The sequence below is a fragment of the Xanthomonas sp. LMG 12462 genome, from assembly GCF_009192885.1.
GTDB classification, from domain to species: Bacteria; Pseudomonadota; Gammaproteobacteria; order Xanthomonadales; family Xanthomonadaceae; genus Xanthomonas_A; species Xanthomonas_A sontii.
This window is the reverse complement of record NZ_NMPP01000082.1, coordinates 65005-85001: the sequence shown is the minus strand read 5'-3', so window position 1 is coordinate 85001 and position 19997 is coordinate 65005. Positions and strand designations below refer to the sequence as shown.

Sequence of the window (19997 nt, the reverse complement as noted above, 5' to 3'; positions counted from 1 at the left end):
AGGCACGTCGCTGCTTTCGGAACCGCTGCGGGAGGTTCTCCTCCCGCGCACGTGGCGCGGCGGCGAACGGCGCCGCCGCGCGATCATCGGGCGTTACTGCCGGCCGACCAGGGTCAGGCCGCTGTAGCTGCCGCTCAGGCGCACGTAGTAGGTCGTGGCGCTGGACGGGGTGAGGCGCACCGCCTGGGTGGTGCCGGCACGGGTGGAACGCGCGTCGTAGCTGCTGCTGGTCGGCGTCTTGCCCGCCGACATGTACATCGCCACGTTGCCGGTGCCGCCGAAGGTCATGAAGCTGACCACCGTGCCGGCCGCGGCCTGGAAGCTGTACAGCGCATCGCCGCCCTGGCTGCCGATGCCGCGCATCTCCACCTTGTTGACCAGGGTCTTGGTCGGCGGCACGCAGCTGCTGTCGGACGGATCGCACGGCGGGGTGGTGGCCATCTGCAGCAGCATGTCCACGTCCAGGATGCCGGCGCCGATCGGCGTGCTGGTGGGGATCGCCACCGGGAACGGCCGCGCGCTGGCGCGCAGCAGGTCGCGCATGCCGGTCCAGCTGAAGGGCGTCTTGGCCACGCTCTGCACCATCGCCACCGCCGCGGCCACTTGCGGGGAGGCCATCGAGGTGCCGGCCATGCCGCCGATCTGCCAGTCGCCGGTCGGGCTCTGGGTGCCGCCGTTGATCACCTGGAAGATGTAGCCGTTCGGGTTGCCGTCGACGTCGCCGCCACCGCCCGGCGCGGCGATGTCCACGCGCGTGCCGTAGTTGGAGTAGCTGGCGCGGCCGCCGTTCACTCGCGAAGCGCCGACGCTGATCACGCCGTTGCAGGAGGACATGGTGTAGGTGGAGGCATTGGCGTTGGAGTTGCCGGCGGCGACCACGATGATCGTGCCCTTGGCGTTGATCTGGTCGATCGCGTCCTGGTAGATCTGCGGGCAGGTGTCCGGCGCGCCGCTGCCCAGGCTCATGTTGATCACCTCGGCCGGGTTCGGGTTGGTCGGCAGGCCGGCCACCGGCAGGCCCGCGGCCCACAGCATGCCGTCGGCGATGTCGCTGCCGAAGCCGCCGCAGGAGCCGAGCACGCGCACCGGCACGATCTTGGCGTCGTAGGCCAGGCCGGCCGTGGCCAGGTTGTTGTTGGTGACCTGGGCGATGGTGCCGGAGACATGGCTGCCATGCCACGAACTCGGCGCCGGCGCATTGCCGGACGCGCCCAGCGCGGTGCAGTAGTCGGCTTCCACCCAGTCGCCCAGGTCGTAGCCGCCGGCCACGCGACCGTCCGTGTCGCGGCGCGAGACGCGGTGGTCGGTGATCATGTCGTAGCCGGGCAGCACGTTGGCGGCCAGATCCGGGTTGTCCTTGACCACGCCGGTGTCGACCACCGCCACCACCACGCCCTTGCCGGTGGAGCGGGTCCAGCCCTGCTCGGCGTTGACCCCGCCGACTGGGTCGTGGAAGTTCCACTGCAGCTTGGCGTAGGCCGGATCGTTGGGGGTGGTGGAGGCGGCGGCCGCGATGGCGGCCGGCAGGCGCACGCTGGCCTCGTCCAGGCGCCGGTACAGCCGATCGACCTGCACCGACACCACCGACGGATCGGCCTTCAGCTCGTTGATGAAGGCGGTGCGCTCGCTGTCGCTGAGGTGGCGCGAGGTCTGCACCACATGCCAGCCCGGCACCGCCATGTCGCGCAGCACCTTGGCGCTGACCGCGCTGCGCAGCGTCAGCCCGTTGCTGCCGATCTGCGCGCGCTGCATGCCGCTGCGCGCCACCGCGCTGCTGAGGGTGCTGGCCAGCAGGCTGCGCGCCTGGGTGCCGCCGTCACGGGTCTTGACGATGAAGCGCTGGCCCAGGTCGTTGGCGCTGGCCGATTGCGGCACCGGACCTTGCACACCGCCCAGGCCGATGGTGGGGGAGGCCGCCTGCGCGCCACCGGCGAACAGGACGGCGGCGAGGGCAGCGGCGAGCGTATTGGAAGACATCATCTGCGGATCCTGGAAAGAGAGGTGAGAAGAAGAAAACGGCGGCGCGCGCGGCGCCGCGTGACGTCACAGATCGATGCCCACGCCGATGCCTGCCGAGGACTCGCCGCTGCTGAACGCGCCGCCCAGGCTGAACGAGGCGCGCGCGCCGATCTTGCGGGCATAGCCGACCGACAGCGCCTGCTGCCCGCCCTGGAAGCCGGCGCCGACCGACACGCGCCCGCGCGGGCTCTGCGTGCCGGCGGCGTTGACCGCCATGTTGAGCATCGCCGCGCTCATCGCGCCGAGCCGGTCCATGCGCCGGTCCATGCCGTCGAGGCGATGCTCGGTGTCGGTGCGCAACTGGTTGAAGCTGTCGTCCAGCGCGGTGATGCGGGTGTTGGTGTAGGCGTTGGCGCTGCTCAGGGTGGCGCTGTTGCCGGCGCGCATCTGCGCCACATTGACCGCGTCGGTGTCGGCGCTGCCGGCGGCGACGTTGGCGACCTGGCGTTCGTTGCCGGCGCTGCCCACCGAGACCGTGTTGGCGCGGTTGGCGACCGAGCCCTGGCCCAGCGCCACCGAATTGGCGGCGCTGGCCGAGGCGCCCTGGCCGAGCGCGGTGGCCGAGGCGGCCGAGGCATTGGCGCTCTCGCCGAGCGCGACCGCGTTGGTCGCCACCGCGGCGACGCGGGCGTTGGCGCCGACCGCGGTGCTGCCGTCGGCATTGACCGTGGCGTTGCCGCCGATGGCGGTGTCGTTGGGGCCATAGGCCAGCGCCTGCGCGCCCATCGCCAGGCCGTTGTTGCCGTTGGCGGTGGCCCCGGAACCCACGGCCACGGCATTGGTGCCGGCGCCGGTGCTCGGCGCGCTCGCCGCACCGTCGCCGCCGCCGACGCTGATGCCGCCGGAACCGCCGATCGTGTTCAGGCGGTTGCCGAAGCCGGTGAGGGCGGTGTCGAGCGCGCCCATCGCCGAGCCCAGGTCGGTGTAGTGCGTGCCCTGCACCAGGTAATTGCCGCCGATCAGGTTGCCGTTGGCGTCGACCACGCTGCCGGCGCCGAACGCGGCGGCGACGTTGCGCAGCTGCGCCAGGTTGACCGCGTCGGTATCCATGGTGCCGGCGGCCAGGTTGGTGAGCTGGCGCTCGGCGCCCGCTGCGCCGATGGACACGGTGTTGTCGCGTTCGGCGACCGAACCGGCGCCCAGCGCCACGCTGTTGTTGGTGATGGTCTGCTTGTCGTTGACGAACTGCGAGTTGCCGACCCGCGCGCCGGGGCCGATCGCGATCGACTGGTCGCCGAACACATCGGACTTGGTGCCGATGGCGATGCTGTCGTAGAACAGCACCGGCGTATCGAGGAAGAAGTTGCCGTTCCACACCGTGCCCCCGCCCAGAGCCAGGCTGCGGGTGCCGCCGGCCCAGGAGCGGTTGCCGAGCGCGGTGGAGCCGACGCCGCCGGCGAACGCGGCCGGGCCGACCGCGGTGGCGTCGTCGTTCTGGGCGAACGCGCTGGGGCCCATGGCCACGCTGTGGGTGCCCCAGGCGCGTGCGCCGTTGCCGAAGGCGGTGGCCCACTCGGCGGTGGCCTGGCTCTGCGCGCCCACCGCCACGGCGGCGTACTGGTTGGCCACCGCGGTGGTGCCGACGGCGACGGTGCGGTTGGCGCTGGCTTCGGCCAGGGCGCCGACCGCGGTGGAACTGTAGGCCGTGGCCAGCGCGCCGCCGCCCAGCGCGGTGGACAGCGGGCCGGTGGCCTGCGTGGCCTGCATTTGGGTGCCTTCGGCGCCGAAGCCCGGACTCATCTCCTCGCCCACGTCGACGATGCCGCCGACGGCGACGCTGGAGCGGTCGCTGGCGATCGCGCCGGCGCCGGCCGCCACGTTGTACTTGCCGCTGGCCTGGGCGCCGGCGCCCAGCGCGGTGGCGGCCACGCCGGTGGCCGAAGTCTGCTGCAGGATCACCACGCCGTTGGGCTGGTAGGAGAAATCCAGGTCGAGCATGCCGCCGACGGCGGTGGTGGAGACCTCGGTGGCCAGGCTGTTGTGGCCCACCGCCACCGCGTGGTTGGCGTAGCCGACCGCACCGCCGCCGAGCGCGATGGTGCCGGTGCCGACCGCCGAGGCGGCCTCGCCGGCGGCCAGCGCTTCGTCGCCGTCGGCGTCGGCGCCGGCGTTGCTGTCGGCGCTGCCGGTGGCCTTGAAGTAGACGCTGGGGTCGTAGGTGGTCGCGGCCGGCGTGGCGCTGGCGTCGCTGGCCGTGGCGTCGGTGCCGGTGCCGGTGGCGGGTTGGGTGCTGGCGGTCGTCGCGGTGCTGGGGGTGGGCGTCTGCGCCATCGCCGTCGACGACAGGCACAGCGCGCAGGCCAGGGCCAGGGTGCTGTACGCGCGGGGAATCGGATGACGGGCGGCGGTGCCGCGCAGGGAAGAGCATGCGTTCATGGCGATCTCGGGCTGAAAAAACGGCAGGGCAGAAGGTGACGTCGGCGGCGCGTGTGCGCCTCCGCATCGGTCTGGAGTGGTCTGGAAGCAGCGCCGTCGTCCCCGGGCGTGTTCCGTCATGCGAACTTAGGCCCGCCGTCACCGGCTTGTCACCTGCAAGTTCTCGCATGATCATCATCGGATTCTCACTGAACGGGAATGGAGCACGGCGGCATGGCGAAGGCGTTCTGGAACTGGCTGGGCCGCGCGCCGCTGGTGGACGAGGTGGATCGGCGCAATGCGCGGGTGATCCAGTTGCTGCTGCTGTTCCTGGCGGTGACCATTCCCGCCACGATCGTGGTGGCGGTGGTGCTGGCCTGGCCGGAGCTGCGCGGGCAGCCGCTGCCGCCGGGCATGCTGATTTCGTTGACCATGAGTCTGCTGATCGGGGTGTGCGCGGCGATCGGCTTCGTGCGCGTGCGCCATGGCGCCCTGCGCGGCGGCGTGCGGCTGCTGCTCGGGGCGATGCTCGGCTCGTTGCTGGTCAACGCCGCCATCCACGGCTTCCAGCGGCAGTTGCCGGATCAACTGGCGCAGATGCTGGTGCTGATCCTGGCCGGCCTGGTGCTGGGGCGCCGCGCGCTGTGGGTCACCTTCGTCGCCTTGCTGCTGATGCTCGGCGTCGGCGTGGGCCGCGATGCGCTGGCCGAACTGGCCGGCGCGCCGGCGCAGGCGCTGTTCAACGTGCTGCCGGTGCTGTTCAGTTACCTGCTGGTGGCGCTGCTGCTGGACCGCACCACCGAGGCGCTGCGCGAGAGCCTGCGCGAATCCAATGCGCGCGGCCAGCGCCTGCAGCAGGAGATGCAGGAACGCGAACGCGCACAGACCCAGCTGATCCACGCGCAGAAACGCGAGATCACCGAGCGCATGGCCAGCGGCCTGGCCCACGACTTCAACAACATCCTGGCGGTGATGTCCGGCTTCGCCGCCGCGCGCCACGACGACGACCTGACCAGCGACGCGCAGCGCATCGCGCAGCTGGAGGACAGCCTGGCGGCGGTGGAGGCATCGGCCGAGCGCGGCATGACCATCGTGCGCCGGCTGCTGCGCTTCAGCCGCCGCGACGCCGAGCATGTCGAATGCTTCGACGCCGCGGCCGCGGTGGAGGCCTTGCAGCCGATGCTGCGGCAGTTGCTGGAAGCGCGGATCGTGCTGCGCTGCGCGCTGCCGGCGGCGCCGGCGCCGATCCGTTTCGAGCGCAGCCAGTTCGACCTGATGCTGCTGAACCTGGCCTCCAACAGCCGCGATGCGATCGCCGACCGCGGCCATTTCGACATCGCCGTGTCCAGCGAGGACGAGGGCACCGTCATCGAGGTCGCCGACGACGGCCACGGCATGCCGGCGGAGGTGGCCGCGCAGGTGTTCGAGCCGTTCTACAGCACCAAGCCCGCCGACAGCGGCACCGGCCTGGGCCTGGCGGTGGTGCGCGACCTGGTGGTACGCGCCGGCGGCCGGATCCAGGTGCACAGCACGGTGGGCGTGGGCACGCGCTTCCGCATCGTGCTGCCGCACGCCGATGCGGTGGCGATGTAGCGCCTGCCCGGAAGGTCTGTGCGCCGCGGCGCCGCGCGTGCGCGGTGCGCGTCAGCCGGCGGGATCGAAGATGTAGCCCTTGCCGTGCACCGCGGCCAGCGGCAGCGGCTCGCCGCAGCGGCGCTGCACCTTGCTGCGCAGGCGGTGCACCATCGAATCCAGGCGGTGCGCGTCGAAGTCGTACACGCGGTCGGTGAGCGCGGCGATCAAGGCTTCGCGCGCCACCAGCAGGCCCGGTTGCTCGAGCAGGCGCAGGCACAGCCGGCGTTCGCTGCCGGTCAGCGCGGCGGCGGCGCCGGTCGGCGACAGCAGGCACCAGCCGTCCTCGCTCACCTGCCAGCGCCCGCGCGCCGGCGCCGCAGGCGGGCGCCCGCTCACGCGCCGCGCCAGGCTGTGCAGGGTCGCGGCCAGCAGGTCGATTTCCACCGGCTTGGACAGATAGGCGTCGGCGCCGCCGGTCAGGCCGCGGATGCGGTCCTCGGTCTGGCCCAGACTGGTCAGCATGACGATGCCCAGGTCCGGGTATTGCAGGCGCAGCGCGCCGGCCAGGGTGAAGCCGTCGGTGTCGGGCAGGCCGACATCCAGCACCACGATCTCGGCGCCCTCGCGCTGCACCCGCTGCTGCAGTTCCGCGCCGGTGCCGCAGCCGTCGGCGGCGAAGCCGAAACGGCGCAGGCCCGGCACCAGGATGCGATCGCGCAGTATCGGATCGTCCTCCAGGACCAGAGTGCGCAGGGCGGCGGCAGCGGGATCGGAAGTCATGCGCAGCCGCAGTGTAGCCGCAGCCGGCCGCTTGCGCGCGCCTGAACGGCGCCGCGCGGCGATTACGCGACGCAAACACCGGCGCTGGCAGACTCGCCGCTCCTCCGCACCGGCGCCCACGATGGCCTCGCGAATCGAAGACTACGCCATGCTCGGCAACTGCCGCAGCGCGGCTCTGGTGGACCGTCGCGGCTCGATCGACTGGCTGTGTCTGCCGCGCTTCGATTCCGATGCCTTGTTCGCCGCCCTGCTCGGCGAACCCGACCACGGCCGCTGGGCGATCGCGCCGCAGGGCGACTTCACCAGCACCCGTGCCTACCGCGACGGCAGTCTGGTGCTGGAGACGCGGTTCGAGACCGACACCGGCGCGGTGGCGCTGCTCGACTTCATGGTCGCCAGCCACGACGAGGTGATGCACAACCACGTGGTGCGGATCGTGCGCGGACTGCACGGCCGGGTGCCGCTGCGCATGCAGCTGCAGCTGCGCTTCAACTACGGCCGCACCATTCCCTGGGTGTCGCAGATCGAGGGCGGCCTGCAGGCGGTGGCCGGGCCGGACCAGATCGCGCTGCGCAGCCCGCAGGCCATGCACGGCCACGGCTTCGCCACCGAAGCCGAGTTCGTGCTGGAGGCCGGCGAGAGCACCTGGTTCGTGCTCAGCCACGGCGCCTCGCAGTTGGAGCTGCCGCCGTTGCTGGCGCCGGAGCAGGCGCTGGCGCAGACCGAGGCGTTCTGGCACGGCTGGTCGCACCGCTGCCTGCATGCCGGCCCGTGGACCGAGGCGGTGCGGCGCTCGCTGGTGGTGCTGAAGGGCCTGAGTTACCTGCCCACCGGCGCCATCGTCGCCGCACCGACCACCTCGCTGCCCGAACGTCTGGGCGGCGAGCGCAACTGGGACTACCGCTTCTGCTGGCTGCGCGATGCGGTGTTCACCCTGACCGCATTGCGCGCGGCCGGCTATTTCGACGAGGCTGCCGCGTTCCATGGCTGGCTGCAGCGCACCGTGGCCGGCTCGCCCGACCAGTTGCAGGCGCTGTACGGCATCGGCGGCGAGCGGCGCATGTCCGAATGGCAAGTGGACTGGCTGCCCGGCTACGAAGGCGCCTCGCCGGTGCGCGTGGGCAATGCCGCGGTCGGCCAGTTCCAGCTCGACGTCTATGGCGAGGTGATCGCCGCGTTCCACCGCGGCCACCACGAGGGCATGGCCTCGGCGGTGCATGGCCGCTCGCTGGCGCGGCAGTTGCTGGAGGTGCTGGAGCAGCGCTGGCGCGAGCCGGACGAGGGCATCTGGGAGATCCGCGACAAGCGCCAGCACTTCGTGCATTCCAAGGTGATGGCGTGGCTGGCGTTCGACTGCGGTGCGCGCGACGGCGTCACCGATGCCGACGCGGCGCAACGCGCGCACTGGCGCGCGCTGGCCGACGAGATCCATGCGCAGGTGCTGGCGCAGGGCGTGCACCGCGATGGCTACTTCGTGCAGAGCTACGGCAGCGAACGGCTGGACGCGGCGACCCTGCTGATCCCGCTGGTCGGCTTCCTGCCGCCGGACGATCCGCGCGTGGCCGCGACCGCCGACGCCATCGCCGAACACCTGAGCATCGACGGCCTGGTCGAGCGCTACCGCGCCGACGACGCCAGCGGCGACGGCCTGCCGGCCGGCGAGGGCACCTTCATCGCCTGCAGTTTCTGGCTGGTGGAGAACTACACGCTGCTCGGCCGCGGCGAGCAGGCGCGCGCGCTGTTCGAGCGCCTGCTCGCGCTGTGCAACGACGTCGGCCTGCTGGCCGAGGAGTACGACCCGCGCAGCGGCCGCATGCTCGGCAATTTCCCGCAGGGCTATTCGCACGTGGCGCTGATCCACGCGGCGCTGCGCCTGCATGGCTTGATCGGCGAACAGGACACCCATCCATGAGCGATGCCTCCCAGACCACTCCTCCCTGCCTGATCGTGGTGTTCGGCGCCCGCGGCGACCTGACCCGGCGCCTGGTGTTGCCGGCGCTGTACAACCTGCGCCACAGCGGTGCGCTGCCCGAGGAATTCGCGGTGATCGGCGTGGACCACGGCGCGGTGAGCGAAGTGGCGTGGCGGCGCATGCTCGGCGATGCGATGCGCGGGCTGATGGCCGACCGCGACGCGGAGTTCAAGGCCGATGGCCTGGACGAGGAGGTGTGGGGCTGGCTGCGTTCGCGCCTGCACTACCTGCGCGGCGACTTCAACGATGCCGGCACCTATCGCAGCCTGGGCGCGCTGCTGGAGAAGATCGGCGCGCAGTACCGCACCGGCGGCAACGTGCTGTTCTACCTGGCCACCGCGGCACGCTTCTTCGCCCCGGTGATCGAACAGCTGGGGTCGGCCGGGCTGGTCAAGCAGAGCGCCAGCAGCGGCTGGCGCCGGGTGATCGTGGAAAAGCCGTTCGGCCACGACCTGCAGAGCGCGCGCGAGCTCAACGCCATCGTCGGCCGCGTGCTGGACGAGGACCAGGTGTTCCGCATCGACCATTTCCTCGGCAAGGAAACGGTGCAGAACATCCTCGCCTTCCGCTTCGCCAACGGCCTGTTCGAACCGGTGTGGAACCGCGACCGCATCGACCACGTGCAGATCACCGCGGCCGAGACCATCGGCGTGGAGGGCCGCGGCGGCTTCTACGACCCCACCGGCTGCCTGCGCGACATGGTGCCCAACCACCTGTTCCAGTTGCTGGCGATGATCGCGATGGAACCGCCGGCGGCCTTCACCCCGGCGGCGATGCTGCGCCGGCGTGCCGAGGTGATCGAGGCGGTGCGGCCGCTGAGTCCGGCCGACGTGGTGCGCGGGCAGTACGCGGCCGGCGCGATCGGCCGCAACGCCGTGCCGGGCTACCGCGAGGAAGACACGGTGCCGCCGGACTCCAACACCGAAACCTACGTGGCGATGAAGTTGCAGGTGGACACCTGGCGCTGGGCCGGCGTGCCGTTCTACCTGCGCACCGGCAAGCGCCTGCGCGAGCGCACCACCGAGATCGCGATCCGCTTCAAGCCGGCGCCGCTGGCGCCGTTGCGCAGCGCCGAGATCGGCGGCTACGGCCCGGACTGGCTGGTGCTGCACATCCAGCCCGACGAAGGCATCTCGCTGCAGTTCGACGTCAAGCGCCCAGGCGCGCGGGTCAGCCTGGCGCCGGTGCGCATGGACTTCCGCTACCGCGACTGGTTCCCCAAGGAATACACGGTGGGCTACGAACGCCTGCTGCAGGACTGCATGCACGGCGAGGCCGGCCTGTTCCAGGACGCGACCATGGTCGAGGCGGCCTGGACCATCGTGCAGCCGATCCTCGACGCCTGGCAGACCTCGGCCGACGAGACCCCGCAGTACCCGGCCGGCAGTGCCGGCCCGGCCGCGGCCGATGCGCTGCTGGCGCTCAACGGCGGTCACACCTGGCGCACCCTCACCGCCGGGCGCCGCCCGCCGCCGCGGCGCGCGCCCGAAGCCACCGCCACCACCGAGACCCGGCCGGTGACGCCTGCACCGAAGCGTGGCGGGGCCAAGGCGGGCGATGCCTCGGCTTCGGCGAAGCCAGGCAAGTCGACCAAGCGCAAGCCTGCCCCGGCGCCGGTGAAGACGCCGGCGGCCAAGAAGGCCGCGAAGAAAGCCGCGAAGAAAACCGTCAAGCGCGCGGCCAGCGGCACCGCAGCGAAGCGTTCGTCACGCAAGGGCTGAAGCGATGCCCCGGGCGCTGGCGTGAGCGCCGGTGCTCGGGGAGATGCCTCCATGCCAGCAGGAGCGGCACCGCCACGGCGGCTGGATCCTGCAGTCGGGGCTGAGGCCCCTCCCACAATGACGGTCCAATGCGTCCGCGACGGCGAGGCCTTTGCTGGCGGCAACAAGGACGACGGGGCCAAGCGTGACATGCGGTTCGACAACGCCAATGCGCGGCAAGCGCGCTATGTCTGGACACCGCCAATGCTTCCAGTGTGGGAGGGGCTTCAGCCCCGACGCGACCATGCCGGATGACATCCGCTTCATGTCGCATTGACCGACCGCCAGGCTGCGCACCGATTTCGTGGTGTGCCCGCCATGAGCGGCAGCGATGCGACCGCCCACCGCATCGCACGCCAGCAGCACTGCAGACCATGCGGCCGCGGCCACACGCACGCCGCCAGCATCAACCGCGCGGCTGCCCCGCGCCCGTCGTCTCCGCCGGCCCCGCCGTGGGATCGTTGACGTCGGCCTCGAACAGCCTGGTCAGGTCGGCGCGCGCCGCACGCGCGGTCTGCACCACCGCCGCATCGTCGTCGTAGACCAGGTGCTGGGCCCGCAGCAGTTGCGTGTCGTGCTCGCGGAAGCGGGCGATGCGGTCGCGCGCGGTGGCCGCATCCAGGCCCAGGCCGAGCAGCACCTGCTCGCTCAGCTCCAGGCTGGAGGCGAACACCTCGCGGAACGGTTCGGCGCCCAGGTCCATCAGTCGCCACGCGTGCTGGCGGTTGCGCGCGCGCGCCAGCACCTTGGCGGTGGGGTAGAGCCGGCGGATCAGCCGCGTGGTCTTGATGTTGGTCTCCGGGTCGTCCATCGCCACCACGAAGATGCGAATGCCGTCGCTGCCGGCCGCGCGCAGCAGGTCCGGGCGGCTGGGGTCGCCGTAGTAGAGCTGGTTGCCGAAGCGGCGCAGGTCCTCCACCGTGTCCGGGTTGTGTTCCAGCGCCACGAACGGGATGCGCTGCGCGGTCAGCAGGCGCGCCACGATCTGGCCGAAGCGGCCCATGCCGGCGATCAGCACCTGCGCGCGCTGCGTGTCCACCGTGTCGTACTGCGCCGCCGGCGGTGGCTGTTTGCCCTTGCCGGCCTCGCTGGCACCGAGCAGGCGCTGCATGCCGATCAGCAGCAGCGGCGTCAGCGCCATCGACACGCCGACCACCGCGACCAGCCGGTCGTGGGTGGCGTCGTCGAGCAGGCGCACGCGCTGCGCCTCGGTGAACACCACGAAGGCGAACTCGCCGCCCAGCCACAGCAGGCTGCCCAGCAGCAGCGCACTGCGCCAGGGCAGGCGCAGCACGCGGCCGATGCCGGCCAGCAGCGCGAACTTGACCAGCAGAAGCGTGGCCACCGCCCCGGCGATCAGCCACGGCTCGGCGACGATGCGGTCCAGGTCGATGCCCATGCCCACGGCGATGAAGAACACGCCCAGCAGCAGGCTCTGGAACGGCTCGATCTGCGCCTCCAGTTCGTGGCGGAACTCCGAATCGGCCAGCAGCACGCCGGCCAGGAACGCTCCCAGGCTGGGGCTGAGCCCGGCCTTCTGCAGGAACCAGGCGTTGCCCAGCACCACCAGCAGCGCGCTGGCGGTGAACACCTCGGGCATGCGCGTGCGCGCCACCGTGCGGAACAGGTGGCGCAGCACGAAGCGCCCGCACAGCACCACCAGGGCCAGCGCGCCCAGCGCCTGGCCCACTTCCGTCCAGGTCAGGGTGTCGTTCTTGGCGCCGCCGAGCAGCGGCACCGCGGCCAGCAGCGGGATTGCGATCAGGTCCTGGAACAGCAGGATGGCGAAGCCGAGCCGGCCGTAGTCGCTGTTGAGCTCCTTGCGCTCGGCCAGCAGCTGCAGGCCCACCGCGGTGGAGGACAGCGCCAGCGCCAGGCCGATCACCAGCGCGCTCTTCCAGTTCAGGCCCATGCACAGCGCCAGCGCGCCCAGCGGCAGCGCGGTCAGCGCGACCTGGGCGCTGCCGGCACCGAACACCGCATGCCGCATCACCTTCAAGCGCGCCGGCGACAGTTCCAGGCCGATCAGGAACAGCAGCATCACCACGCCGATCTCGGCGGCGTTGAGGATGCGCTCGGTGTCCTGCACGAAGCCCAGCCCGTCCGGCCCCAGCACCACGCCCGCGGCCAGGTAGGCCAGCACCGCGCCCAGGCCCAGGCGCTTGAACACCGGCACCGCGATCACCGCAGCCAGCAGCAGCACCAGCGCCAGTTCCAGGCCGCCGCTATCCACGAGTCGTCTCCATCGCCGCATTATGCGGCCGCCAATGCGACCGGGTGCTGACCCGGGCTGTGCCTGCGGGCTCCGATGGACATGGCGGATCCGCGAAGGATCGGCGGTGGGCGGCTGTCTGGCGCGGTCTTTCTGCGGGGATGGCGGCGCCGCCTGCCCTGCGCACCCGGTGTGCGCCGCCGCCTGGTCTCTGTGGCCTGGTCGGGTCGGGGCTGAAGCCCCTCCCACACCGGGAAGTCCAGCAATGTTCCGTGTCGTTCCGGATTCCGCTCAAGCGCGCGTGCGTGCGTAACGGGCTGCCGACCCAAGCTCCCTGTTGGAGGGGCTTCAGCCCCGACACGCGGAGGCCGGAATCTCGCCAGCGCAGCTGTCGCCGGATGCGCGGCATCGCCGTCAACGCCGCAGCGCGCGACCCGGATCATCCCCGCGCCGCGGCCAGCCGTGTACCGTTAGCGCATTCGCTCGCCTCTGCCGCCGCCATGAGCACCTATCACCTGCAGTCCGTGTTCCGTCCCGCCTCGGTCGCCATCGTCGGCGGCAGCCCGCGCGAGCGCTCGGCCGGGCGGGCGGTGGTGCGCAGCCTGCGCGCGGCTGGGTTTCCCGGGCAGATCGGCTGGGTCAGCCCGCGCTACCGCGAGATCGACGGCGTGCCCACGGTGCGCCGGCTCACCGACCTGCCCTGGGTGCCGGACCTGGTGGTGATCACCGCGCCGGCGCGGATGGTGCCGCGCATCGTGTCGATCGCCGCGCGGCGCGGCGTCGCCGCGGCGATCATCCTCACCGCCGGGCTCGGCAGCGGGCCGGGCTCGGCCGCGGCGCGGGTGGAGAGCGCCGCACGGGCGAAGGGCCTGCGCATCCTCGGCCCGCACTGCCTGGGCGTGATCGCGCCGCATGCGCGGCTCAACGCCAGCATCGCCGCGCACTGCCCGCAGCCGGGCGACCTGGCGCTGATCTCCGAATCCAGCGCCATCGCCGCGGCGCTGGTGGAATGGGGCGTGGCGCGTGCGGTCGGGTTCTCGGCGGTGGTCTCGCTGGGCGACGCGCTGGACGTGGACTTCGCCGACCTGCTCGACTACTTCGCCACCGACTACCGCACCCGCGCGATCCTGCTCTATGTCGAGCACATCCGCGACGCGCGCAAGTTCATGTCCGCCGCCCGCGCCGCCGCGCGCGCCAAACCGGTCGTGGTGGTGAAGTCGGGCCGGCAACTGCGCATCGATCCCAACGCCGACACCCACGTGCAGGCGCTGGCCAGTTCCGATGCGGTGTACGGTGCCGCGTTCGCCCGCGCCGGCCTGCTGCGGGTGCGCGCGCTGGACGAACTGTTCGCCGCGGCGGAGACGCTGGGCCGGCTCAGCACCTTCCCCGGCCGGCGCCTGGCCATCCTCAGCAACGGCGGTGGCGTCGGCCGCCTGGCAGTGGATACGCTGGCCGATCTCGGCGGCACCCTGGCGGCGCTCTCGGCGCCCACCCAGCAGCAACTGGACGCGGCGCTGCCGCAGGAATGGTCGCATCGCAATCCGGTGGACATCGTGGTGGACGCCGACGGCGAACGCTACGCCGCCGCCGCCGGTGCGCTGCTGGAGGATCCGGAGAACGACGCGGTGCTGGTGGTCAACGTGCCGACCGCGTTCACTTCCTCGGCCGAGGCGGCGCAGGCGCTGACCCGCATCCTCGGCCAGCGCCCGCGCCATCACCGCGACAAGCCGGTGTTCGCGGTGTGGCTGGGCAACGACGAGAGCGCCACCGCCACGCTCAACGCCGCGCGCATCCCCACCTACGCCACCGAGGCGGACGCGGTGCGCGGCTTCATGCACCTGGTGCGCTACCGCGAAGCGCAGGCGGCACTGATGGAAACGCCGCCGAGCCTGCCCGACGATTTCGCCTTCGACGCCGCCGCCGCGCGCGGCATCGTCGACGCGGCGCTGGCCGCCGGGCAGACCTGGCTGGACCCGCTGGCGACCACGCGGCTGCTGGCCGCCTACGGCATCCCCACCGCGCCGGTGGCGCACGCCGCCGATGCCGAGGCCGCGGCGCAGGTAGCCGCGCCGATGCTGGCGCAGGGCTCGGCGGTGGCGGTGAAGGTCCATTCGGCCGACATCCCGCACAAGTCCGACGTGGACGGGGTGCGCCTCAACCTGGTCAGCGTGGAGGCGGTGCGCGATGCGGCCGAGGGCATCCTCGCCCGCGCGCGCGCCGCGCGGCCGGACGCGCGCATCGACGGCGTGCTGGTGCAGCCCTCGCTGCTGCGGCCGAAGGCGCGCGAACTGATCGCCGGCATCGCCGACGATCCCACCTTCGGCCCGGTGATCGTGTTCGGCCGCGGCGGCACCGCGGTGGAGGTGATCGACGACAAGGCGCTGGCGCTGCCGCCGTTGGACCTGCGCCTGGCCCACGAACTGATCGGCCGCACCCGCGTCAGTCGCATCCTCAAGGCCTACCGCGACGTGCCGGCGGCCGACGAGCGTGCGGTGGCGATGGTGCTGGTCAAGCTGGCGCAACTGGCCGCCGACCTGCCCGAGATCCGCGAACTGGACATCAATCCGCTGCTGGCCGACCGCGACGGGGTGATCGCGGTCGACGCGCGGGTGGCGGTGGCGCCGTCGCGGCGCCTGCACAAGGGCCGCGGCCATCCGCGCTTCGCGATCTTCCCGTATCCCAAGGAGTGGGAACGGCGCATCGTGCTCAACGACGGCAGCGCCGCGTTCGTGCGCCCGGTGCGGCCGGAGGACGACGCGCTGTTCCGCAGCTTCTTCGCCCGCGTCACCGACGAAGACCTGCGCCTGCGCTTCTTCCAGGCGGTGAAGCATTTCAGTCACGAATTCATCGCGCGCCTGACCCAGCTCGACTACGCGCGCTCGATCGCGCTGGTGGCGATCGAGCCGCGCAGCGGCGACATGCTCGGCGCGGTGCGCCTGCATGCCGACGCCGATTACGACCGCGGCGAATACGGCATCCTGATCCGCTCCGACCTCAAGGGCCACGGCATCGGCTGGCAGCTGATGCGGATCATGATCGAGTACGCCGGCTGGCTCGGCCTCAAGGTGGTCGAAGGCCAGGTGTTGCGCGAGAACCGCACCATGCTGGCGATGTGCCGGCAGCTCGGTTTCAAGGCCACGCCGGATCCGGACGACGCCACGCTGATGGACGTGGTGTTGCCGGTGGCGCAGCACTGAGGACGGCGCCGCGATGTCGACGTTCTCGCCCAGCGCACTGAAGCCGCGCCACGCGATCCTGTCCGGCCTCCCGGGCGCCGCCTCGCTGGAGATCCTGCTGCGCCCGTTCCTGCACGCCGGCGAGATCGTGGACACCGCGATCCGCCTGGACGGCATCGCGCTGCCGTCGCTCAGGCTCGGCGAGCTGGCCGGCCAGCGCTTCGACTTCCCGCGCAACCCGCAGGACGGCTACATCGACGGCTCGCTGTATGTGGCCGGCGCGCACCACCCGGTCGCTGTCGACACGCTGACCTTCAATCTTTCGCGCGACGGGCAACTGACGCTCGTGGCCAGGGGCGTGTATGCGTTCGATGTCGAAGGCCTGGACGACCTGGGCACGGTCCCCTTTACCCTGGCCGCGCGGCTCAGCACGTGCGCGCTGTGAGCGCGGCTGTACGCCCGCGGCGCACTGGCTTCCCGGCATCACCGCACGTTGCATGAGGCGCTTCACCACCGCACACGTCGACCCGCCTGCGACACTCGACCTCAGGAGTTCTTCATGTCGTTCAAGCCAGAGCGCTACACCTCGGTCTCGCCGTATCTCATTGTCGATGGCGCGCAGCGGACCATCGCGTTCCTGGTCGCGGTGTTCGACGCCGAACCCTTGCGGCAGATTCCCGGCGAGGGTGGCCTGCTCGCCCACGGCGAGGTGCGCATCGACGACACCGTGGTGATGTTCTGCGATGCGGTCGAGGGCTGGCCGGCGGTGCCGGCGCATGTGCATGTCTACGTGCGCGATGTGGATGCGACCTACCAGCGTGCGCTGGCTGCCGGTGCCACGGCGGTGCAGGCGCCGGTGCAGAAGGACGATCCGGACCGGCGTGGCGGCTTCCGCGACCCAGGCGGCACGACCTGGTGGGTCGGTCAGCAGATCGGCTGAGCGAGCGCAGGCGGCAGCACGTCTGACGCCGCTCATTGCTGCGCCTTGCGCCGCACTCGGCACAGGCCGTGCCTGCCGGCGCCGTCGGACGGCACGCGGCAGGCACGGCGTTGCGGTGCTTACTCCAGCTCCTGGTTGCTCACCCCACGCTCGACCGGGTACACGGTCGGCGGCGGCGTGGTGGAGCGCATCAGCTTCAGCGAGGTCTTGCTCTGCTCGCACAGGTTGCCGCCGCTGACGAACACGCCGTCCTGGGTGCACTTCCAGTCGTAGAAGTTGGCGATGCCGCCGGCCAGCTGCAGGCTGTAGTCGGTGCTCTTGGCCGCCGCGTCGAACGGTTGCCCGGCGGGGATGTTCTGGAACCAGCGCATCCATTCCTTGGAACCGACCGGCGGCACCTTGTCCGGCGCCTGGAAGGTGGGGTTCATCGGCGAGAGTTGCGGCGATTCGGCGGTCATGTGGCAGCTCATGCAGGAGCTGATCGGATTGTCCACCGGGCCGTTGAGGCGGCCGTTCCAGCCCAGGTGGGTCGGCGGCAGTTCCGGCCTGGTGTTGATCGCCGACTGCAGGATGCGCGGATTGATCCGGGTCTGGGTCGGCTGCTTGTTGGTGTAGTCGTCGCCGGTGTTCTGCGGATCGTTGCCGAACATCACGCCCACCGGCACCAGGTTCTGCCAGCCTGGCTTGCCGCTGACCGCACCGTTGTACTGGAAGGTGCCGAAGATCCAGCCGGTGCCGGGCACGCGGCTGTCGCGCACGGCGAAATCCATCTGGATCAGCGCCACCTGCTTGAACGCGCGGTCGGCGGACTTGAAGCTGTTGGTGACCCAGGCGTTCCACAGCACCGGGTTCCGCAGGAACGGCACCTGGCTCAGGTCCACGTCGGCGAACAGCGCCTTGCACACCACGGTGCCGTCGCGGAAGGTGTTGGGCTTGGTGGTGAAGCTCGGATCCGGGTTCTGCGGATCCTTCCACACCTGGCCGAAGGTGTAGGCGCCGATATCGTTGTAGATGCCGACCGCGAAGGTCTGGCCGGTGGTGAGCTGGGTCGGCGCCAGTTGCTTGACCTGGATCTGCGCTTCCTTGGTCAGCCCATGCACGCCTTCGCGTCCGAGCGGGCCGTAGTGCTGCCAGGGCGCGTGGTACCAGCGCCGCACCTTGTTGTTCTGCACGTACCAGTCGCTTTCGACGTTGCCTTCCAGGCAGTAGGCCTTCACGGCATCGGCGTAGCCGCGCCAGGCTTCGAAGTTGTTGCTCAGCGGCTTGGGCAGCTTCTGGAAGAACGCCGGCAACGGGCCGCTGGGCGGTTGCTGCGGATAGTCCTGGCTGAGCTGGAACAGCGGCCCCTTGTACGTAGAGGGCGGCGCGTAGCCGAAATCCGGAAAGCGCCCGGCGGAGGCGGCGCCGCTGGCAAGGGTCAGCACGGTGGCGATGGCGAGAATGCGCGGATGAGGCAGTTGCATGATGGACCTCCGGTCGTGTGCGTCGGTGCGAGCGGGCGATGCCGCGTCCTGTGTCCGGACATCCCCTGGCCCCGGACCGGCCGCACGCCCGCGCTACTGCGCGGCCGCGGTGAAAGGAGTCCCGTCGCGCCAGGGCCGCGCGCAGGCACGGGCGTACGCATCCGCCTGCGCGCGCAGACGAAGCGAGAGACGCGATGGGAAGTGCAGCATCCTCCGCCACCGTGGAGACGCGGCGGCGCTGCTGTGGATGCGTGAAACGGCCTAGCGGACCGAAGACATGTCCATGTCGCTCTCCTGACCCCGTGTGGAAGGCAACTGCGTTGAAGACGGTTGTCGCGTCGAGCGTGGGGGAAACGCGCGGGCCCGGCAGGGCAGCATCGGGGGACGAATGCTGCGGGGGCGGCGCCCTGCGGCGGCCGCGATGCCGGGTTGCGCGTCGATCGCCAACCGCGTGTGGGAGCGGGCGTCGGCGTTGCTCGACGCTTCGGACTCTAGCGAGCGCCGCGCCGCCGGTGGTAGACAGTTGCGACCGCCGGCGTCGCCGCGGCGCGTGGCTGACCGGCCGTCGCGCGACCGCGCCTGCAGCAGGTGGCCGGTCGGCACGCAGGCCACAGCCATGGCATGCTGCACGCGGGGCCGCGCCTGGCGGGAGCAGGCGCGGTGGGGACGGTGGACGCACCGGGCACGGCGGCGTCCACCGCGGCGATGCACTTTCTTGCGGTGACGCCATGCGCACGCACGGGACCTTGATTCAGTGGAACGAGGAGCGCGGCTGCGGCCGGGTGCGCCTTGCCCATCGTGAGACCGAAGCCGAGGTGCAACGCGCGGCGTTTCCTGCCGACGGCGTTCCCCCGCGGGTGGGCGAACTGATCTCCTTCGACCTGGAGCACGACGCGCAGGGACGGCCGCGGGCCATGCGGGTGATGCGTCCCGGTCGGGCACCGCCATCGCCCGCGCGTGCGGCACCGCGTCCGCGTCGCGGTCTCTGGCTCGGTGTGCTGATGCTGCTGGCGGTGCTAGCGATCGCGGCCTACGCGGCGCTGCGCTTCGTGGCGGCACCGCAGGCAAGCCCTGCGGCACCCTCGGCGCCGGTGTCGTCAGCGCCCACCGCGCCCACGACGGCGCCTGCCTTCCACTGCGACGGCCGCACGCACTGCGCGCAGATGACCTCGTGCGACGAAGCGGTGTACTTCCTGCAGCACTGCCCGGGTGTGGAGATGGACGGCAACCACGACGGCGTGCCGTGCGAACGGCAGTGGTGCCGATCTTCGCGTTGAGCGTCTGCAGCCGCGTGGGCAACGCGGGGTCTTGACCGGGCCGTGATCCGCACTCCGTTACGGTCGCCGATTGCCTGCAGGTGACGCATGACCGAGCCACGTCTTTCCTCCGCCAAGACCCGCGCCCTGTCGCTGGGCCTGTTCGTCTTCGTCGCGGTCTTCGCCGCCATCGTCTGGTCGCTGCTGCGCCCGTACGGTTCGGTGTACTTCTTCCCGGTGCATTTCCTGGTCGGGCTGGGCCTGCCGTTCCTGTTCTACGCGTTGGGCGCCAACCGTGCCGCGTTCCTGGCCGGCCTGGGGCTGACCGCCATCGTCCTGGTGTTGTTCAACCTGTGGGGCGACCAGGTCGGCGGGATCGGCCCGCGCGTGTTCGACTGGGCGCATGCCGTGGCCGGGATCCTGGGCATGCTGCTGGCCTACGGCGTGTTCCGCCTGTCCACCCGTGTGCGCCAGCGCCACGTGCGCTGA

The 19997-nt window shown here is 71.4% G+C and carries 13 protein-coding genes; 8 read left to right on the top strand and 5 right to left on the bottom strand.

What is annotated here, in order from left to right:
• Nucleotides 1–93: 93 nt before the first annotated feature.
• Entirely contained in the window at nt 94–1980 is a 1887-nt protein-coding gene (locus tag CEK69_RS18365; RefSeq protein WP_152247216.1) for a S8 family serine peptidase, read from the bottom strand.
• Between the two features lie 63 nt (nt 1981–2043).
• A complete protein-coding gene (locus CEK69_RS18360; protein WP_152247214.1) occupies nt 2044–4395 on the bottom strand; it encodes a YadA-like family protein in 2352 nt (783 codons plus the stop codon).
• A gap of 213 nt (nt 4396–4608) precedes the next feature.
• Between CEK69_RS18360 and CEK69_RS18355 the strand changes: the two genes are divergently transcribed.
• Nucleotides 4609–5967, top strand: coding sequence for a HAMP domain-containing sensor histidine kinase (locus tag CEK69_RS18355; RefSeq protein WP_152239879.1), 1359 nt, complete (start codon nt 4609–4611; stop codon nt 5965–5967).
• Between the two features lie 51 nt (nt 5968–6018).
• On the opposite strand, the gene CEK69_RS18350 is transcribed toward CEK69_RS18355, so the two are convergent.
• A complete protein-coding gene (locus CEK69_RS18350) occupies nt 6019–6729 on the bottom strand; it encodes a response regulator transcription factor (protein ID WP_017915915.1) in 711 nt (236 codons plus the stop codon).
• Nucleotides 6730–6850: 121 nt separating this feature from the next.
• Between CEK69_RS18350 and CEK69_RS18345 the strand changes: the two genes are divergently transcribed.
• A complete protein-coding gene (locus CEK69_RS18345; RefSeq protein ID WP_152247212.1) occupies nt 6851–8641 on the top strand; it encodes a glycoside hydrolase family 15 protein in 1791 nt (596 codons plus the stop codon).
• The gene (gene zwf, locus CEK69_RS18340) at nt 8638–10422 is read left to right on the top strand and encodes a glucose-6-phosphate dehydrogenase (protein ID WP_150409031.1); all 1785 of its coding nucleotides are present in this window, start codon (nt 8638–8640) and stop codon (nt 10420–10422) included. The genes CEK69_RS18345 and zwf overlap by 4 nt, the downstream gene beginning before the upstream one ends.
• A gap of 445 nt (nt 10423–10867) precedes the next feature.
• Here the strand turns inward: zwf and CEK69_RS18335 are convergent, their stop codons facing one another.
• Nucleotides 10868–12694 (bottom strand): monovalent cation:proton antiporter-2 (CPA2) family protein, encoded by a 1827-nt coding sequence (locus CEK69_RS18335; protein ID WP_152247210.1) that lies wholly within the window; start codon nt 12692–12694, stop codon nt 10868–10870.
• 479 nt (nt 12695–13173) lie between these two features.
• Here CEK69_RS18335 and CEK69_RS18330 point away from each other — a divergent pair, with 479 nt between their 5' ends.
• The 3 genes from CEK69_RS18330 to CEK69_RS18320 all read left to right on the top strand — a co-directional run bounded on the left by CEK69_RS18330 (nt 13174) and on the right by CEK69_RS18320 (nt 16789).
• Nucleotides 13174–15870: a bifunctional acetate--CoA ligase family protein/GNAT family N-acetyltransferase gene (locus tag CEK69_RS18330; RefSeq protein WP_152247208.1), complete on the top strand. Its 2697-nt coding sequence runs from the start codon at nt 13174–13176 to the stop codon at nt 15868–15870.
• Between the two features lie 13 nt (nt 15871–15883).
• Entirely contained in the window at nt 15884–16294 is a 411-nt protein-coding gene (locus CEK69_RS18325) for a hypothetical protein (RefSeq protein WP_152247206.1), read from the top strand.
• Between the two features lie 114 nt (nt 16295–16408).
• Nucleotides 16409–16789: a VOC family protein gene (locus tag CEK69_RS18320; RefSeq protein ID WP_017909307.1), complete on the top strand. Its 381-nt coding sequence runs from the start codon at nt 16409–16411 to the stop codon at nt 16787–16789.
• Nucleotides 16790–16908: 119 nt separating this feature from the next.
• Here the strand turns inward: CEK69_RS18320 and CEK69_RS18315 are convergent, their stop codons facing one another.
• Nucleotides 16909–18252, bottom strand: coding sequence for a hypothetical protein (locus tag CEK69_RS18315; protein ID WP_152247204.1), 1344 nt, complete (start codon nt 18250–18252; stop codon nt 16909–16911).
• 728 nt (nt 18253–18980) lie between these two features.
• Between CEK69_RS18315 and CEK69_RS18310 the strand changes: the two genes are divergently transcribed.
• Nucleotides 18981–19529, top strand: coding sequence for an excalibur calcium-binding domain-containing protein (locus tag CEK69_RS18310; protein WP_152247202.1), 549 nt, complete (start codon nt 18981–18983; stop codon nt 19527–19529).
• 87 nt (nt 19530–19616) lie between these two features.
• Nucleotides 19617–19997 carry a hypothetical protein gene (locus CEK69_RS18305; RefSeq protein ID WP_152247200.1) on the top strand — a complete coding sequence of 127 codons (381 nt, stop codon included), beginning with the start codon at nt 19617–19619 and terminating at the stop codon, nt 19995–19997.

Excerpts from the sequence above, each read along its gene's own strand:
- CEK69_RS18325 (WP_152247206.1), top strand. The coding sequence starts at position 15,884 with ATGTCGACGTTCTCGCCCAGCGCACTGAAGCCGCGCCACGCGATCCTG.
- CEK69_RS18355 (WP_152239879.1), top strand. The coding sequence starts at position 4,609 with ATGGCGAAGGCGTTCTGGAACTGGCTGGGCCGCGCGCCGCTGGTGGAC.
- CEK69_RS18330 (WP_152247208.1), top strand. The coding sequence starts at position 13,174 with ATGAGCACCTATCACCTGCAGTCCGTGTTCCGTCCCGCCTCGGTCGCC.
- CEK69_RS18360 (WP_152247214.1), bottom strand. The coding sequence starts at position 4,395 with ATGAACGCATGCTCTTCCCTGCGCGGCACCGCCGCCCGTCATCCGATT.
- CEK69_RS18365 (WP_152247216.1), bottom strand. The coding sequence starts at position 1,980 with ATGATGTCTTCCAATACGCTCGCCGCTGCCCTCGCCGCCGTCCTGTTC.
- CEK69_RS18350 (WP_017915915.1), bottom strand. The coding sequence starts at position 6,729 with ATGACTTCCGATCCCGCTGCCGCCGCCCTGCGCACTCTGGTCCTGGAG.
- CEK69_RS18315 (WP_152247204.1), bottom strand. The coding sequence starts at position 18,252 with ATGCAACTGCCTCATCCGCGCATTCTCGCCATCGCCACCGTGCTGACC.
- CEK69_RS18345 (WP_152247212.1), top strand. The coding sequence starts at position 6,851 with ATGGCCTCGCGAATCGAAGACTACGCCATGCTCGGCAACTGCCGCAGC.
- CEK69_RS18320 (WP_017909307.1), top strand. The coding sequence starts at position 16,409 with ATGTCGTTCAAGCCAGAGCGCTACACCTCGGTCTCGCCGTATCTCATT.
- CEK69_RS18305 (WP_152247200.1), top strand. The coding sequence starts at position 19,617 with ATGACCGAGCCACGTCTTTCCTCCGCCAAGACCCGCGCCCTGTCGCTG.
- zwf (WP_150409031.1), top strand. The coding sequence starts at position 8,638 with ATGAGCGATGCCTCCCAGACCACTCCTCCCTGCCTGATCGTGGTGTTC.
- CEK69_RS18310 (WP_152247202.1), top strand. The coding sequence starts at position 18,981 with ATGCGCACGCACGGGACCTTGATTCAGTGGAACGAGGAGCGCGGCTGC.